The 14,409-nt window shown below is 63.3% G+C and carries 17 protein-coding genes and 1 pseudogene; 10 read left to right on the plus strand and 8 right to left on the minus strand.

Going from position 1 to position 14,409, the window contains the following annotated elements:
- Positions 1–42: 42 nt before the first annotated feature.
- The 3 genes from GON04_RS21655 (at position 43) to GON04_RS21665 (ending at position 1,313) form a co-directional block, all read left to right on the plus strand.
- Positions 43–516, plus strand: coding sequence for a hypothetical protein (locus tag GON04_RS21655; protein ID WP_157400063.1), 474 nt, complete (start codon positions 43–45; stop codon positions 514–516).
- An 85-nt stretch (positions 517–601) separates the two neighbouring features.
- A complete protein-coding gene (locus GON04_RS21660; RefSeq protein WP_157400064.1) occupies positions 602–1,048 on the plus strand; it encodes an AbrB/MazE/SpoVT family DNA-binding domain-containing protein in 447 nt (148 codons plus the stop codon).
- Between the two features lie 55 nt (positions 1,049–1,103).
- On the plus strand, positions 1,104–1,313 hold the full coding sequence (locus GON04_RS21665; protein ID WP_157400065.1) for a hypothetical protein: 210 nt from the start codon (positions 1,104–1,106) through the stop codon (positions 1,311–1,313).
- Positions 1,314–1,381: 68 nt separating this feature from the next.
- Here GON04_RS21665 and GON04_RS21670 read toward each other — a convergent pair whose 3' ends face one another.
- Positions 1,382–1,690, minus strand: coding sequence for a hypothetical protein (locus GON04_RS21670; RefSeq protein WP_157400066.1), 309 nt, complete (start codon positions 1,688–1,690; stop codon positions 1,382–1,384).
- A gap of 100 nt (positions 1,691–1,790) precedes the next feature.
- Here GON04_RS21670 and GON04_RS27295 point away from each other — a divergent pair, with 100 nt between their 5' ends.
- From GON04_RS27295 to GON04_RS26900, 4 genes and pseudogenes are all read left to right on the plus strand, one after another.
- Positions 1,791–2,081, plus strand: a complete 291-nt coding sequence (locus GON04_RS27295; RefSeq protein WP_370530020.1) for a BPSL0761 family protein — start codon at positions 1,791–1,793, stop codon at positions 2,079–2,081.
- Positions 2,082–2,177: 96 nt separating this feature from the next.
- Positions 2,178–2,465 (plus strand): hypothetical protein, encoded by a 288-nt coding sequence (locus tag GON04_RS21680; RefSeq protein ID WP_157400068.1) that lies wholly within the window; start codon positions 2,178–2,180, stop codon positions 2,463–2,465.
- Positions 2,466–2,719: 254 nt separating this feature from the next.
- Positions 2,720–3,067 carry a hypothetical protein gene (locus tag GON04_RS21685; protein ID WP_198349380.1) on the plus strand — a complete coding sequence of 116 codons (348 nt, stop codon included), beginning with the start codon at positions 2,720–2,722 and terminating at the stop codon, positions 3,065–3,067.
- 181 nt (positions 3,068–3,248) lie between these two features.
- Positions 3,249–3,604, plus strand: a pseudogene (locus tag GON04_RS26900) (IS30 family transposase); the annotation flags it as partial.
- Positions 3,605–3,681: 77 nt separating this feature from the next.
- Here GON04_RS26900 and GON04_RS21690 read toward each other — a convergent pair.
- Positions 3,682–3,885, minus strand: coding sequence for a hypothetical protein (locus GON04_RS21690; RefSeq protein ID WP_157400070.1), 204 nt, complete (start codon positions 3,883–3,885; stop codon positions 3,682–3,684).
- A 135-nt stretch (positions 3,886–4,020) separates the two neighbouring features.
- On the opposite strand from GON04_RS21690, the gene GON04_RS21695 reads away from it, so the two are divergent.
- The gene (locus GON04_RS21695; protein WP_157400071.1) at positions 4,021–5,274 is read left to right on the plus strand and encodes a hypothetical protein; all 1,254 of its coding nucleotides are present in this window, start codon (positions 4,021–4,023) and stop codon (positions 5,272–5,274) included.
- Between the two features lie 333 nt (positions 5,275–5,607).
- On the opposite strand, the gene GON04_RS21700 is transcribed toward GON04_RS21695, so the two are convergent.
- Positions 5,608–6,498 carry a LysR family transcriptional regulator gene (locus GON04_RS21700; protein ID WP_181653701.1) on the minus strand — a complete coding sequence of 297 codons (891 nt, stop codon included), beginning with the start codon at positions 6,496–6,498 and terminating at the stop codon, positions 5,608–5,610.
- A 139-nt stretch (positions 6,499–6,637) separates the two neighbouring features.
- Here GON04_RS21700 and GON04_RS21705 point away from each other — a divergent pair, with 139 nt between their 5' ends.
- Together GON04_RS21705 and GON04_RS21710 are read left to right on the plus strand one after the other, a co-directional pair.
- On the plus strand, positions 6,638–7,099 hold the full coding sequence (locus GON04_RS21705; RefSeq protein WP_157400073.1) for a cupin domain-containing protein: 462 nt from the start codon (positions 6,638–6,640) through the stop codon (positions 7,097–7,099).
- A 190-nt stretch (positions 7,100–7,289) separates the two neighbouring features.
- Positions 7,290–8,264 carry a serine hydrolase domain-containing protein gene (locus tag GON04_RS21710; RefSeq protein ID WP_157400074.1) on the plus strand — a complete coding sequence of 325 codons (975 nt, stop codon included), beginning with the start codon at positions 7,290–7,292 and terminating at the stop codon, positions 8,262–8,264.
- Between the two features lie 428 nt (positions 8,265–8,692).
- Here GON04_RS21710 and GON04_RS21715 read toward each other — a convergent pair whose 3' ends face one another.
- From GON04_RS21715 to GON04_RS21735, 5 genes are all read right to left on the minus strand, one after another.
- Positions 8,693–10,579, minus strand: coding sequence for an ATP-binding protein (locus GON04_RS21715; RefSeq protein ID WP_181653702.1), 1,887 nt, complete (start codon positions 10,577–10,579; stop codon positions 8,693–8,695).
- A 663-nt stretch (positions 10,580–11,242) separates the two neighbouring features.
- On the minus strand, positions 11,243–11,635 hold the full coding sequence (locus tag GON04_RS21720) for a response regulator transcription factor (RefSeq protein ID WP_232533164.1): 393 nt from the start codon (positions 11,633–11,635) through the stop codon (positions 11,243–11,245).
- 87 nt (positions 11,636–11,722) lie between these two features.
- Positions 11,723–11,899, minus strand: a complete 177-nt coding sequence (locus GON04_RS21725; RefSeq protein WP_157400076.1) for a hypothetical protein — start codon at positions 11,897–11,899, stop codon at positions 11,723–11,725.
- A gap of 815 nt (positions 11,900–12,714) precedes the next feature.
- On the minus strand, positions 12,715–13,584 hold the full coding sequence (locus GON04_RS21730) for an alpha/beta fold hydrolase (RefSeq protein ID WP_157400077.1): 870 nt from the start codon (positions 13,582–13,584) through the stop codon (positions 12,715–12,717).
- A gap of 17 nt (positions 13,585–13,601) precedes the next feature.
- Positions 13,602–14,045, minus strand: a complete 444-nt coding sequence (locus tag GON04_RS21735; protein ID WP_157400078.1) for a hypothetical protein — start codon at positions 14,043–14,045, stop codon at positions 13,602–13,604.
- Between the last annotated feature and the right edge of the window lie 364 nt (positions 14,046–14,409).

A 14,409-nucleotide genomic window follows, 5' to 3' on the forward strand; every position in this document is an offset into this window, starting at 1 on the left:
TGCCAGGCACTTCACCGGCACGGTCATTCAACTGGAGAAGCCATGAATGAGCCCGAGTACCAGGTCCCGCAGCAGGTATCCAAGCTGCTGGACGACTATCCCCGGCTTTTCGCGAAAGGCGCGCGCCTGGATGTGTGGTTTCCGCCCGGCTGGGCCGGGATTCTCCGAACGCTCTGTGCCGGTATTGATCGCCTTCTCGACGACCGGCTCGCCGCCGAATTTCAAGTGCTCCAGGTCAAGGAAAAGTTCGGAACGCTGCGCTTCTACTATCAGTTTGCGCACGACGCCAAGCTGACGATCGACATCCAGGGAACGGATGGGACTCAGCGGATCCACATGGAACCGTCATATCCGCCGCTGTTTCCGGCGGCTGCTGTGGACGCCTTGGTCGGCGAGGCAGAGAGGCTGTCCGCCGTCACCTGCTCGAGATGCGGATCGCCCGGCCTGCTTCGAAAGGGTGGTTGGCTTCGGGTGACATGCGCTCGCTGCGAGCGTGCTTCGCCACAGGAGCGCTGATGTCCGAATCATATGCAGCGCTTCGGTCGACCGTATGGAGCAGCGGTTCCTGGGCCGGCATCGCCTCCAAGAGGAACGCCACGAGATGAGTTCCGCGACTTACACCCCTGACCGGTGGACGGTCCTCGCGATCACCAACGCGGCCGGCGAGCGCCATTTCCGGATTCTGGCGTCCTGGTATGGAGGATTTCTCGGCAGCGATAGCTGGCGGATGAGCAGCGGCATCTCCAAGATCGAGCCGGGCCCAGACCACTACCGCGTTCACAACGACACCACCGGCAGCGTCTACATCTGCGTCAAGGGCGCCCAGGGTACGTCCGCATTCGTCTCCCGCGTGCTCGCGAGCTACCAGGAGCAGGCGCGCGCGGCGGGAGCGACCATCAAGGAACTGGACAGCATCGAGGACGTGGCGCTTCCCGTGGATCCGGAACTCGTCCAACGCCTTCGCGAGAGCGTCGCGGGGGTCCGGGTAGACCTGGATGAACGCTTGCCACCGGAAGGCGCTGATCAGCACGACGGTGATGCACCCTGAAACAGCACTTGATCGAACGGCGCTTATGTCAACCGAGGCGCAGCTGGAGCAACTGATGTCCGCCGTGTCCTGGGCCCGGGACTGCGCGGTTCGCATCGAGCACTCACACCCGATGGATCCGAATGAGGCGCCGATCGCCCTGCCCTGGACCGTCGAACTCCTCCCACTCAGCGGCGACGGCCCCCGACAGCGGTTCCAGGAAGCCAGCGAGGCGGCCGTCGTGGAACGACTGTCCGCGCTGCTCGCAGCCGCGCAACCCCTTTAGAAAACTCGATCAGATTCTTATTGCACCATGATCCTTGGCGAATACACCTGCCCGCGCTGCGGCCGTGTTCACATGCGCATCTCGCGTGATGAGGCTGAACGGGTCCTCACCAGGTTGGACCCCGGGGGGTCGATGGAACCGTTTCTGACCTGCTTTGGCTGCGGCGCACCGACCGCGCAGTTCCGGCCGGCGCGCCCCGACGATGCGCCCACGGGCGTGACACTGACTTGCTGCGTCATCGACGAGTAGATGTCCACAGATGCAGGTACACAGGCCGGACCGACGGCAAGGAGGGCGGACCATGACGCTGCGCGCCAGGCCACACCAATTGGATCAATGGCCGCCTGGAGCATCGCGGCGATGTCGTTGATCCGCATGTCCGTCTTGGTCCGGCGGGCCGCGAGGCCTCGCTGCGCGCGCAATGTGCCCCCGAGGCCGGTAACTCGGCAGATCACAAACTAGCGGAGTGGTTGCGTCATGAGCTCACCATATCAACGGACCCGCGCCCTGGTGCAAACCAAGGAGCTGCTGCGCGTCCTCGAGGATGCCGTCGCGCTGCCCGGAGTTCCGGACGCCGTACGGCAACACGCCGCAGCGGTCTTGAAGCACTTCCCGACGCTCGGCGATTTGCAGCGGGTCCATGAGGCTCTCCCGAACCTTTTCGGTCCACCTCCGCCGTTCTCGCGCATGCGCGGCAATCCACAGACCGACGCAGTGATTGCCGCCGGCGAGGGGCTAGGAAACGCCGGGGATAGTCGGGCCGACTGAGCCCTTAAGTGGCTGTAGTTGCCCCAACTGACCGCGTCGTCCAAGTGGCTGTCGTGCTGACCGAACGGGAATGGACCAATGACTTTCCGAATTGACATGATCTCGCTCGACGGCGCGGGCCCCGGTCGTTGGACGTGTGCGTTCAAGGGATTTAGAGGACAAGGCGTCTACGGTCGTGCGCGCCTCGATGACAGCCGAACCAACTTGCTGCTCGAATCGACCATGGATTCGAACGAAAACCTCGTCGTTCCGGTTACAGGTGCACCGATTGCCGCCAGCCGCACCAAACTGCATGCTTGGATTGGCGAACAACTTGAGACGCTCGGCTGGGGCCCGGAGGTCGACCAACAGAACAGGCTTGTCAAGACGCGCGCCCAGGATTAGTGACTTGCAGGGCGGCAATGAACCGGGCGTCCGGCCGCGCATGCGGCCAGCGATGATCGCGCAGGCCCGGCTGTGGCAGGTGGCCACTAGCGGTCGCTTAAAGGGCTGCTGGTCGCAGGAATGCCGTCACCACTTCGAAGTTCCGTTGCTAGTTCCAAGGAGGTTCCTGATGACCATTCACACCTGTTGGCTGGCCCAGCATTCATGGGGATTCGTTGCGATGCGAGCAGGCGAGGTATTGCATTGGCTGTGCAATGGTGAAGAAACCTGACGTCCAATCGGGATCGCTGCTCGAGCGCGGCCGCAGCCCGCCAGACCTGCCTGCGAGACCGCTCGCGCTGGACATGTCCGAAGCCGAGTGGGAGCGGGTCGTGGCTGAACGCAAGGCGCTCGTCGCGCCGCACAGGGACCATCCAGCTGTTCGGCGGGCCTTGGAGATTCTGGTGCCAGATGTGCTGTCTGAAGATGCTTTTGTGGTCTGGCTAGCAAACCCCACATGGTTCCACGGGGGGCTGCGCTCAGTTGACATGCTCGAGGGCGATCCTGAATCAGTGGTTGCGCACGCGCAGTGGGAACTCGAGAATCGGCTCGACCCTCATTGAGTAGCGCGGCAGACTTATGCCCCGCAGTCGCTTCGATCTTTAGTTGAGGATGAGGGCGGCCACGTCTCCTTTCGGCGGCGGATTCAACTGATCGACGCAACACACTAGGCTGCGCAAGCAGAAGGAGTGTGGATTGCGGAGAAGACCAAGAACCAAGTACACGGAAACGCAGAAGGCGCTGATGTGGGAGCGATGGAAAAAGGGGAGACCCTTCACCAGATCGCTCGCCTGTTCGATCGCCCGCATACCTCGATCTGGCAGGTCCTGGCCGAATCGGGTGGCATCCGCCCTCCTGAGCGCCGCCACTCCAAGTTGGCTCTGACCCTGGTTGAGCAAGAGGAAATCTCTCGCGCCTTGGTGGCCGGCGAATCCATACCGGCTGTAGCCGTCCGGCTCGCGCGCGCTCCCTCCATCGCCCGGAACGGTGGCGCCTCTTGCTATCGAGCTACTCAGGCCGACCAAGCGGCTTGGCAGCGGGCACATCGGCCCAAACAGTGCGAGCTAGCTCAGTGCGCCAAGTTGGCCCGCCCGGCAGCTCGTGGAAAGCAGTGAGCCGAGTCATGCGGCTACCTGACCACAGCAGTGACTTTGTCGCCGAGGGCTTCCCTCGCAAATCAGGCAAGATCAGCCGGTCGAAGATGAATGTCGAGGCGAGGCGGCTCAAAGTCGATGTCCGCCAGCGCAGGACTGAGCGCGAGCAAATCTGCGATGGCCGCATCGTAGCCACCCCGACCAATGCGCGGCTTCAGCTTGTGCTTGGCGCGCACGCCACTCGGGGTCCTCGTCGGCATGCGGAGCTTGTAGTAGCGTAGCTTCATGGCGCCCCCTCTCTGGGCATCTATTTTCGCCGCCCTTCCCCAAAAACCGCTCGCAGGGGCACATGCCGGGCAGGCCATTACGCTGCTTTTGGCCGATAACAGTCGCGCACCGATAATCGTCACACAGGAGCGGACATGCTGAGAGAAGTGCTCGGAGGCTACACCTCCAACCCCCACCACCTGACTCTGCACGACCTCGCCGAACTCATTCGTCGAGCTGGGCGAACCGCAGGCTTCGAAGTTCAGAGCGAGTTCCGTGTCTCACTGGGTAACGGCGCCGCAGGCGAAATCGACTGGGTGTGGCTCCATCATGGCCACGTGGTCGCTGCCTTTGAGATCGAAGGGCAGGACGCCGCACCTGCCAGCCTCGCCGCTGATTGCGAGAAGTTCCGCGAAGTCGGCGACTGCCTGAAGTTCGTGGCCCTCTACAGCGTGGCGAGTCAACTGATCGCAAAGGGAATGCCGCCCGGAGGACTCGCCTCGAAGGAGTGGATTGCGCGAAACTGGCCGGAGGCCGGGATGCCCGGAATCCAGGTCCTCTTAGACACTGATCTCATGGCACCGGGCGGGATCGAGGCCATCCAGCGCCAAGCGACAGGCCCTGGTCTGCACCGCGCACGGGAGATCCAGGCGCGTTGCGCGATGCCGGAGTTCCTGATTGACCGGATCGTCACGCTGGCCCGCTACTACGCCGAGAGCGTCGAAGAGGGCGTCGGCGCGAACACTCGCGCCAGCGATGCCCTCCTGGAACCCGGGCTGGAGCGGCCGCGCTCGAACTGGGCGCGCGTGCGATCAGTAATTCTCGCTGCTCGCACGACACCGGTCACCGCCGCTGCGACCTGGATGGCCCGCGACTGGTTTCCCGATGCGTGCGCGGCCGCGAACGTGTCGGCCGACGACGTGGCTCGCGCCTGCGCGCCTTTCGAGAGCGAGCTCGCGGCAGAGCGCGTGACTGACGCAAAGACGCTGCGTGCCCGTGCGGCTGTGCGCGCTGTGCGCTACCTGGATCTCCGGAGGCGGGCGGGCGTCGGCGCCAGCTCCCGGGCGTTCGAGGATTTCATTCCGGACGAGTACGTGCCGGTGGGCAAAGGTGCGAACGGGACGGGTCGCCGCGAACACGTGGTTCCCCTCAAGTTGTTGCGAGATCGAAGCAACGAGATGCTCGCAGAGGGAACAAGCGTCGCCGAGGTCGCCGCCTGGCTGCGCGACTATCTTGCCATCGTGGAGATCACGAAGGCCGAGGCCGACGCCCTGGACCACAGCCACCGTTGGAAGACGCGTATGCCGCCGGGATGGGAGTTCGGGACCGGATGCCTATACGAACGCTTGCACCGCGCCGGGTATGCGTTCTCGCCGCATCCTGCCGCCCCGTGCCGCTGCGCTGCATGACGCGCGGATAGGCCAGGTCGCCCGCGCGAGGCCCGGGCCGTGCCCTGGCAGTCTGGGCCTGACATGCTGAATCCTTCCCTTCGACCATTTTGGGGACTGCGGTGCGAACGATGCCCATTCCTCCAATGGCATAGCGGTCGGCGCCGGATCGCCTTTAGCTCTCGCCCATCGTTTTCTAGCCCGTAGCCATGAGGGCAGCTTCTGGCCGGAAGCAGCCGTCGAACTGCAGAGCTAGCGGCTTCTCCCGGCCCCGCAGGCGCTTCACCCGCAGGGAAAGGTCAAACACGTTTGCCGCATCGTAGTTCCACACCACTCGGCTTGCGCCGCCGGTCGCTACCAACCCTCCTCCCAGGGCGGCACGGGACCGAAGCGCGCGACGAGAAAGTCAATGAGCACCCGCATCCGTGAAGGATGCGTGCGATTGGGCAGGTAGACAAGATAGATGCTGCCCTCGGGCACCGGCTGGAACTGCCGCAGGAACGGCACGAGGGTCCCTTGGCGCACGTCCGCGTCGACCATGTGGAGCGGCAGCAGGGCCACGCCGAGGCCGGAAAGGCTGGCCGCGCGGACGGCCTCCATGTCATCGGTCTCGAATGCGGCCGGAACCTTCAGCATGTATTTCCGCCCGCCGCGCCGGAACGTCCACATCCCTTTGGGCGCGAGCATCGGGAAGAACACGCAGTCGTGCATTTCCAGGTCCTCGATCCGGCGCGGCGTGCCGCGCTTCGCCAGATATGCAGGCGAGGCGACCAGGACGAGCCGGCTGATCGCGAGCTTTCGTGCGACCAGGTTCGGCGCCGGGGGCGACGACCGGATGCCGATGTCGAAGCCCTCGGCGCCCAAGTCCACCGTGCGATTGCTGCAGGAGAGCTTGACCTGGATCTTCGGATACTGCTTCTGGAATTCGACGATTGCCGGCAACACGTGCCGCACGGCGAACGCCGGGATCGCGGTCATCTTCACGATTCCGGCCGGCTCGGACTGGGCCTGCGTCACGCGCCGCTCGGCAAGCTCCGCTTCGTGCAGGATGTTCACGCAGTGCTCGTACAAGATGCTGCCGGCTTCGGTCAGGCTGAGCTTGCGCGTCGAGCGGTTCAGCAGCTTCACCGCCAGCGAGCGCTCCAGCGCGCTGACCTCCCGGCTGACGAGCGATTTTGAGATGCCGAGCTTGTCGGCGGCGGCGGAAAAACTCTTCGCGCCCACCACCTCCGCGAACACGTTCATGCCGGCCAGCCTGTTTCTCATTAGCGATGCCCTCGCAACAATGAGTTGAACTAGACCCTATTTATCAGATTCCAGCAACGTTCTAGATTCATCGCACCGGCACCGATATCCGGCCCGGCAACGAACCCAGGAGAAGGTCATGAACGGTGAAGAGATCAAGGTAGGCCAACTCGAGATCCGCTATCTCGTCGATGGTGCGGGAAAGGGCGGGTTGGGCGTGTTCGAGATGACGGTGCCTGCGGGGGCCATCGTTCCCCCGCCACACAGCCACGCCGACAACGAGGAGTGCGTCTACGTCCTGGAAGGCCTGCTTCGCTATTCCGTCGACGGGGGAGCGCGCGACCTCGGGCCGGGCGACTGGATGTCGACGCCGCGGGGCTCGACACATCACTTCATCAACAAGACCGAAGCCGCTGTGCGCGCGCTGGTCATCATGACGCCGGACATCGGGCCGCGGTACTTCCACGATGTCGGCGCCGTCGTCAATGCGGGCGGGCCGCCTGATCGAGTGAAGTTGGCCCAAGTGATGGCGCGATATGGACTGGTCCCGGCGCGGCCGCCGGCACCGGCAAACCATCCGCTCGAGCAGGTCCCCGGCTGACGTGCCGCGGAGCCCTCATGTCAACCAATCCTGAGGCGCTGCGGCGACATCCGGAGTTCGATGGCTGCCTCCGGCCAGAAACAGACATCCGAAGCCGTCTTAGAGTGCTGGCCACAGTCAGGCGCTGGAACGCCCCCTCGTTGAGCGCATGAGCCGAAGAACTCGCGTCACAATTCACAATTGAAGGGACATGTCCGTAGCCGAACCCCCTTTTGCACTTGCAACCTGGAGCCGCTCTGATGGACTGGAGATCGGCGGAACTTTGCCGCAAGCTCAGTTCCCGATCTACAGCGTCACCAAGGTGTTCATCGCTGTGTGCATCCTGAGATTGGTGGAGCAGGGCCGACTCGCGCTGGACGCACCGCTGCTACACCTTTCGAATCTTCCCGAGCTTGAAAGCGGTATCACCCTTCGACACGTGCTCTCACACACCTCCGGTCTTCCAGATTACGGAGGTGTCAAGGCGTACCACGAGGCGGTCCGGCAGCATCCCGGCAACCCGTGGACGTTTGACACCTTTCGGGCGCATACCCTTGCGAAGCCTCTTCTCTTCCCGCCGGGGCAAGGGTGGGCCTACTCCAATCCGGGCTACATGCTCCTCAAGGAGATTCTGCAGGCCGTGCATGGCCTCGACTTTCGAGACATCGTGGCATTGGAGATCTGCCGTCCCCTAGCTCTCTCCCGAACCCGTGTCGTCGATTCGCAAGCGTCCATGGAGGATCTGGCGCCGGCGCTGTCCAGGCAGATTTCTGTCGACGGTCAATCGCAAAGTGTCCCTGCACGCTACCACCCGGGATGGGTTTTACACGGCCTGATCGCATCCACCGCGGAGGAACTCGTCCGCTTCATAGAGGCGCTGTTCGGAGGGCGGCTGCTCGGTGCCAAGACGATGGCGGAGATGGTGCGCATGCGGCGTGTTCCAGGGGTGCATCCGCCGTGGTACGAGCCGAGCTATGGCCTGGGCATCATGGGGGATCCTGCCTCTCCCGCCGGCCCGGTATTCGGGCATACCGGCGGAGGTCCGGGCTACTCCGCGTCGGCTTTTGCCCAATTCGACGCGAACGGGCTGGCCCGGGTCGACTGCGCGCTTTGCGCCGATGAGGAGCTTTGGGCAGAGCGAATGGTGTTCGATCGGCTCCTCGCCTCGCCTGGCCGTGGAAAGTGACCCAGCGCCACCGTCGAACGTGCGACCTTCAGAAGGAAGGCAGCGCCCCGAGCGTATGGCAGGAGTACCTTGACCCCTCGCCTTGATGCCTCGATGTTCGCTACGGGTCGTTTGCTGCCGTCGGAGGACGTACGGTTGTTGCGACCATGAAGCGCGCGTAGAGGGCCAAGGCGAGCGGATGCGTTGCTTTTGATCGGCGAGCGGCTCGCCTTGATTCAGAAGTGCGCGCCGTGTTGTCTCCCCAAGAAAGATGAGAACGGCGAGGGATGTGCCGCTCAGCGCGCGACCTGGGATGACTGCCCGCTGAAGGCATGCCAGCTCGCTTGGCTCCTTCTCGCCAGGCACGCCCAGCTTCCGAACTCGGGCGCCGCTCGCGAGCACCACGGATGCGCGCGGTCGGATTCTCGGTGTCGATTTGAGGTTGCGGACTAACACCGGGAAGCAGAGCACGCGCCCAATAGCGCTTCCAGCGTCTCAGAGTTCACTGGCTTGATAAGGTGCTGGTCGAAGCCAGCCGCCTCAGACCTGCGTCGGTCTTGCTCTTGGCCCCACCCGGTCAGGGCAACAAGCCATGTGGCATCAAGCTCGCGCTCGGCACGCAATCGGCGTGCAACTTCGTAGCCGTTCATTCCCGGCATCCCAATATCCAGGAGCACCACTGCGGGTGGACGGGCGAGCGCCATCTCAATTGCCGTTGTGCCGTCGTTGGCAATCTCCACTTCGTGACCGTCTTCGCGCAAGAGCATTGCGGTAGAGTCCGCCACGTCCTTCTCGTCATCCACGATGAGAAGCCGAAGCGGGTTCGGCGCTACGCTCGCCTCGCCACCCCCGTCTATCGCTTGCGCGGGCGTAGCCACTAACGGCAGGTAGATGCTGAAGGTGCTTCCCAGGCCCGGGCCGTCACTGGCAGCAGCCAGCCTGCCTCCATGCAGTTCGACCAAGTACCTTGCCAGCGGCAGCCCAACGCCTAGCCCCTGCCAGATTCGGTGACGCGAACGGGCGCCCTGCAGGAAAAGGTCAAAAATGGTCGGCAGCACGTCAGGCGCCATACCAATGCCGTTGTCCCGAACCTCGATCACGAGCGCCTGATCAGAGGCCACAATCCTCGCTGCCAGGTGGATGCGTCCGCCACTCTCGGTGTACTTTGCGGCGTTGTTTAAGAGGTTGGACAGAACCTGAGCCAACCTTAACGGATCGGCCTGCAACAGCGCCTCGGACTCCGGCAGCTCGATGGTGAGTTGATGCTTGCCGGCTTCGATCTGTGGACGGCTCGACTCCTCCGCATGTTCGACAACACTGCGCAAGCTGACCCACTCCAGATGCAGTGCAATCTTTCCACTACTGATGCGTGCAGCGTCCAAAAGCTCATCGACGACGCGCACCAACTGGCCCATCTGCCGCTCGCCCATCTCTAGGGCCTTACTTGCGATCTCAGGACGATCGCCACCTCGCCGAATCAGTGCGAAGGCGTTGCGGATCGGTGCGAGTGGATTGCGTAGCTCGTGCGCGAGCGTGGCCAGAAAGGCGTCCTTGCGTCGATGGGCCTTTTGAAGTTCCTGTTCCAGGTGCTTGCGATCGGTAATGTCGCTGACCACGCCGACCCATGAAACCACGTTGCCCTCCTGATCACGCTCGATGTGCTGGCTATCTCGGACCCACCGCAGGGTCTTGCCATCCTTCGTCCAAATTCGGTATTCAGTGGTGAAGAACTCGACGTCGGGACTCGCACGCGCCGCCGCCAACTCGCGGAGGACAACGTCGCGATCTTCATCGTGCAACTGATGAACCCAGCGCTCCCGCCCCTGCAACCATTCGTCGGGAGTGAAGCCGAGCAGGCGCACCACAGCTGGGCTGACGAAGGTGAGCTTGGAGTCAGAAGAGCCGCTGCCTCGATACAGGATTTCGGGCATTGCGTCTGCTAAGTGCCGAAGCTGCACTTCACTCTCGACAAGTTTGGCGCGGTCTCGCCCCCGACTGGCATAGCTGGCTATCAGGCCCGCGATGGCATCGATCAGGTCGCGCTCCTCCTTGAGGAACGGCCCCTCGTCCTCGTCTGGGCGAGGTTCGATGTAACCTACCTCTACAAACCCGAAGTCACGGCCGTCCGCCTGGATGACGCTGCGCTGTCGCCATTCGGTGGTCCGGTAGTTATCGGTCTGATCGACCCGCCCCTCGAGTTCGACCTTGGCATACGTGACCTGAGGATACTGATATGCCTTCGCCAAGTTTTGCAAAATCGCCTTCAGCGCATCGTCGGACAGCTCGGCTTGGCCCGTGATTCGCGCGACGGCGTAGAGGCACTCCAGTTCCTTCACTCGCTCCTGAAGGGCATGCGTGTATCGCTGCAGGTCATCAGCTCCAGTAGACATGCATTTGGTCACGTCGTGGGCGGTGACCCATGGTTCTTGCTGTGATCCACCCAGTCTGTCCGCGGAATCCGGCGCTTGGCCGCTGGGCGTGGGCGTCGGGCGCCCTCATCGCCGGGCTTTGGGAAGGGCTGGCGTGCCTTTGGCTGGCGCACGCCAGCTTCGTGTTGCAGCTTGGAATCATCCTGGCGTCGAGCATGAATGCGATCTGACAACCCATTCCCAGAGCGTTTTGATCGTCGTACCGCGCACCACACATGGCTCCAGTCGCACTCCTTTCGTGGCGCTGAGAAAAGCACGAGCGACGACGGCCTGCGCAAGCGACGATTCCCAAAAGCTTATCGTTTCCTTCACTGTCTGCCATCGGACATTGGTCTTACTCATTCGCCGCTTGCGGCGCAGCATTCCCCAGCCACCTCGCGAGTGCGATGGGGGTTCTTTCCTGCGCCGGGCTATGGGTTGATTGCTACGTCGCGGGTTCCGCAAGACGCTGCAGTCTTTGACGCCATCCCCAAAACGGTGCCGCCGTCGCTCTTCTCAGTGATGGTCAAAAAGGCCGGCTCAACGTTCCACGCCAGTGGAACTCGCGTCAGATGAGGCCGAGCCCGCGCCTCATCGACCCACGCGTTCGCAGAGGCGCACCAGTTCGGCCAGCGACGCGGCGGCCATCTTAGCCATCACGCGGCCGCGGTGGATCTTCACGGTCCTCTCTGCAATGCCCATTTCCGAGGCGATCTGCTTGTTCAATCGGCCCGCCACAACGCCCGAGAGTACCTGCTGCTCGCGCTCGGTCAGCGACGCCAGCCGCGCCTGGATGTCTTCTCGCTCCCGATGGACAACCGAAATGGAATCGACGTCAGTGCCATCGCTGAACCATACCGTTAAGTCCGTTTGGAATAGAGCGATCGGGGACAATGCTCCGTCACCGGTACCCTGAGGCACGTAGTCATGAAGACGCAACAGACGCGCCAGTTGGGCCTCGAGTTCGACGTCATCGTCGGACAACAGAACGTAGTACGACCGCACGACCGATACCTCTGCTGTTCTTATATTTCTCGTTGATCGGCGTGGCGGCGGGCCATGCGGGGAGGCCTAGAACGGCGGCATGGCCTGTTTGCGCAGCCAGGCGACGTATGGCTCGCGCCACTCGAGAGGAACGTCCTCCGCCCGCTTCCCTTGGGTGCGCCAGAACGTGAAGACCGCTGCCGCGTCGCCGGTGGAGTCCATACGCGGTTTGTCGTCCTGGCCGCGTTGTTCTTCGTTTTCCATCGGCGTGCTTCAAGCGTTCGTCCACATCCGCCGCACCAAGTTCGTGCAGAAATCCAAGGACTCCACCTGTTCCTCGGTTACGGGGCTGGTCGTGCCTGGCAGTAGGGATGCAGCGGCGTTGGTTGTTGGGGTTGCGATGACAAGCCGCCCATTTTTGCGATAGGCTTGTCGGGGTCTGTCGTCGCGTCCTCCGACCGCCGGTAGGTCGCGGACTACCGTGCACGCCGCGCGCCGGCGCCGTCTGCGCAAGTGGAAAAACTACTGCCTCCATCGCGCAAGAAGAAGCCGGACCTCCGGCGCGCAACGCACCGGAATCGAGCGATTCGAGGGAGTGCAGCAGAGCCATCGTGTGAACTCCCTGGGAAAGTCTTGCCCTCCTCAGCGCTCCATTCCGTCGATGCAGCACTCGAAGTGCTCGGACCACAGGCCGTGCGCAATTTGTTCTGCTTGCCTGTTTCGGGGGAGGACTGCCACTTACTTGGCACGGCCACTCCGCCGGTCGCCTAGTTCGCCCCTCGGGACCCCTTTCAAGTAGGCAAGGGCATGCCTTCAATTTCCGCGCTGGACTCGTGGCCGACCAGCGGGGCGCTCTCGGTGGCTCAGCTTCTGCCCGTCCTCTCTTACGAGCATGGGAGGACTCCAGCCAATTCCTCCCCCTCTGCTCAGCTTCCCCCGCCGACGACCGAAATCGGCCAGGAGCTGCCATCGATCAATGCTGAAAGCCATTTGAGCTGCACGGCATGACGATCGGTGGTGTTGCCGCCCACCCCCCGGCGCACCTCGAGTGACAGGCAGTGGCTCAGGGCCGGCGTCTCCTATCGAGCAAGAAAGTCGCGGACCAGGCGAATCGTAGCTCGCGGGTTCTCTTCCATGATCCAGTGCCCCGAATCGGGAACGATGCCTTCTGTCACGTCGTCGCCGGCGGCACGCATCACCGCGGCCATCGTCGGGCCGAAGGACTTTTCGCCACCCACCGCAAGGATCGGCATCTTCAGCCGGCCACGAGCCAAGAAAGCGCGGTTGTCGATGGCATCCTGGTCGAACGCGGCGAATTGCGCGAAGCCGGAGTGCATGGCGCCGGGAAGTGCGTAGAGCGCGGCATAGTGGCGCCGGGCACTTTCGCTGAAGCGTTCGGGAGACGCCGAGAACTCGTTCCAGAAGCGGTCCAGGTAGATGCGCTCGCGGCCGGCGACCAGACGCTCCATGTCGGGTCCGCCGAAGCGGAAATGCCACAGCAACGGGTTCTTCAGGATTTCTTCCCACGGCCCGACGCCGGGGACTGGCGCGTCGATCAGCACCAGCCGCCGGACACGCTCGGGGTGCTGTGCGGCGAACTGGAACGCCACCATGTTGCCGATGTCGTGCGCTACGATGTCGACCTCTTTCACACTCAATGCCGTGAGCAGGGCGTCCACGTCGACGGCCTGGTTCTTCTTGTCGAAGCCGCCCGCCGGCTTGGACGACAGGCCTAGCCCACGCAGGTCGGGGACGACCACTGTGTGGTCGCGCGCGAGGTCGACGGCCAGGGGGGCCCACATGTCCCCGGTTTCCCCGTAGCCATGCAACAGCACGACCGCCGGTCCTGAACCGCCTGATCGCGTGTGGATCGTGGCGCCATTGACCGCAATTTCGCGTACCGCGAATCCCGCAAAGGCGAAGTCCTGGGCCGAAACCGTCGAAGGCATGACGAGGCCAATCAGTCTCAGTGCCGATCGAAGACCATCGTGGACTCGAACGGCTTGCCAGCGGGATTGACGCCCTTCGTGGTTAGCGACATGGTCTTTCCGTCTTCGGAGATGATGCGCGTGCCGCTGTAGACGCTCTTTCGTGCCAGCTTCGTCACGAAGCTCACCGTCCGCGCGTCGATCGGCGTCAGAACGACGGTGTCCACGCCCGGGTCCTGCGAGGGGCTGTCCTTGCCATCAGCGGTGTCGACCGAGCCGGTCATTCGTTCGGAATTCCTAACGAGCTCGTAGGTTCGCGTGGCACTCTTCGGCATGGGGTCCGTGGACCTGGATGCCGGCACATTGAGGACCCATGTGCCCGCGACGGTTGGCTCCGCAGCAGTTGCCTGCGGGCCCAGCAACCCCGCGCCCAGGCCGAGTGCGGTCATGAGCGACCCAGTGAGGATCGTGCGGCGATTCATGGCGCGCTCCAGGTGGACACGGTGTCCACAGTTGCAGTTGAAGAACGGACTGCGAAAGAACGGACTGCGAAGATTCGTCGGATGACCGGGTTGCGCCCCGGAACCGTCCTCGTCGGCGAGGTCGCGTGATCGTATGTCGCCGCCGTTCAGGCACAAGCTCGGCAGTGCGCAAATTTTTCAGCTGAGCTTCCCGATCGTCGTGCGACCCTGGCCGCTGCTGGCCCCGCGTCCATGGAAGAGTGTCTCTCCTGGCGCAATTCCATTCATCTGGTCTTGCCCCAAGGAGATCTGCCCATGGGTGCTGCATCCATCCAGTCCGCCCGCAATCGAGCCTGCATCCGTCAAGGATGGCACTGTCACTTGA

Origin of the sequence: Ramlibacter pinisoli, from assembly GCF_009758015.1 — a bacterium.
Classification (GTDB): Bacteria; Pseudomonadota; Gammaproteobacteria; order Burkholderiales; family Burkholderiaceae_C; genus Ramlibacter; species Ramlibacter pinisoli.

Excerpts from the sequence above, each read along its gene's own strand:
- GON04_RS21655 (WP_157400063.1), top strand. The coding sequence starts at position 43 with ATGAATGAGCCCGAGTACCAGGTCCCGCAGCAGGTATCCAAGCTGCTG.
- GON04_RS21660 (WP_157400064.1), top strand. The coding sequence starts at position 602 with ATGAGTTCCGCGACTTACACCCCTGACCGGTGGACGGTCCTCGCGATC.
- GON04_RS21665 (WP_157400065.1), top strand. The coding sequence starts at position 1,104 with ATGTCCGCCGTGTCCTGGGCCCGGGACTGCGCGGTTCGCATCGAGCAC.
- GON04_RS21670 (WP_157400066.1), bottom strand. The coding sequence starts at position 1,690 with ATGCGGATCAACGACATCGCCGCGATGCTCCAGGCGGCCATTGATCCA.
- GON04_RS27295 (WP_370530020.1), top strand. The coding sequence starts at position 1,791 with ATGAGCTCACCATATCAACGGACCCGCGCCCTGGTGCAAACCAAGGAG.
- GON04_RS21680 (WP_157400068.1), top strand. The coding sequence starts at position 2,178 with ATGATCTCGCTCGACGGCGCGGGCCCCGGTCGTTGGACGTGTGCGTTC.
- GON04_RS21685 (WP_198349380.1), top strand. The coding sequence starts at position 2,720 with ATGGTGAAGAAACCTGACGTCCAATCGGGATCGCTGCTCGAGCGCGGC.
- GON04_RS21690 (WP_157400070.1), bottom strand. The coding sequence starts at position 3,885 with ATGAAGCTACGCTACTACAAGCTCCGCATGCCGACGAGGACCCCGAGT.
- GON04_RS21695 (WP_157400071.1), top strand. The coding sequence starts at position 4,021 with ATGCTGAGAGAAGTGCTCGGAGGCTACACCTCCAACCCCCACCACCTG.
- GON04_RS21700 (WP_181653701.1), bottom strand. The coding sequence starts at position 6,498 with ATGAACGTGTTCGCGGAGGTGGTGGGCGCGAAGAGTTTTTCCGCCGCC.
- GON04_RS21705 (WP_157400073.1), top strand. The coding sequence starts at position 6,638 with ATGAACGGTGAAGAGATCAAGGTAGGCCAACTCGAGATCCGCTATCTC.
- GON04_RS21710 (WP_157400074.1), top strand. The coding sequence starts at position 7,290 with ATGTCCGTAGCCGAACCCCCTTTTGCACTTGCAACCTGGAGCCGCTCT.
- GON04_RS21725 (WP_157400076.1), bottom strand. The coding sequence starts at position 11,899 with ATGGAAAACGAAGAACAACGCGGCCAGGACGACAAACCGCGTATGGAC.
- GON04_RS21730 (WP_157400077.1), bottom strand. The coding sequence starts at position 13,584 with ATGCCTTCGACGGTTTCGGCCCAGGACTTCGCCTTTGCGGGATTCGCG.
- GON04_RS21735 (WP_157400078.1), bottom strand. The coding sequence starts at position 14,045 with ATGAATCGCCGCACGATCCTCACTGGGTCGCTCATGACCGCACTCGGC.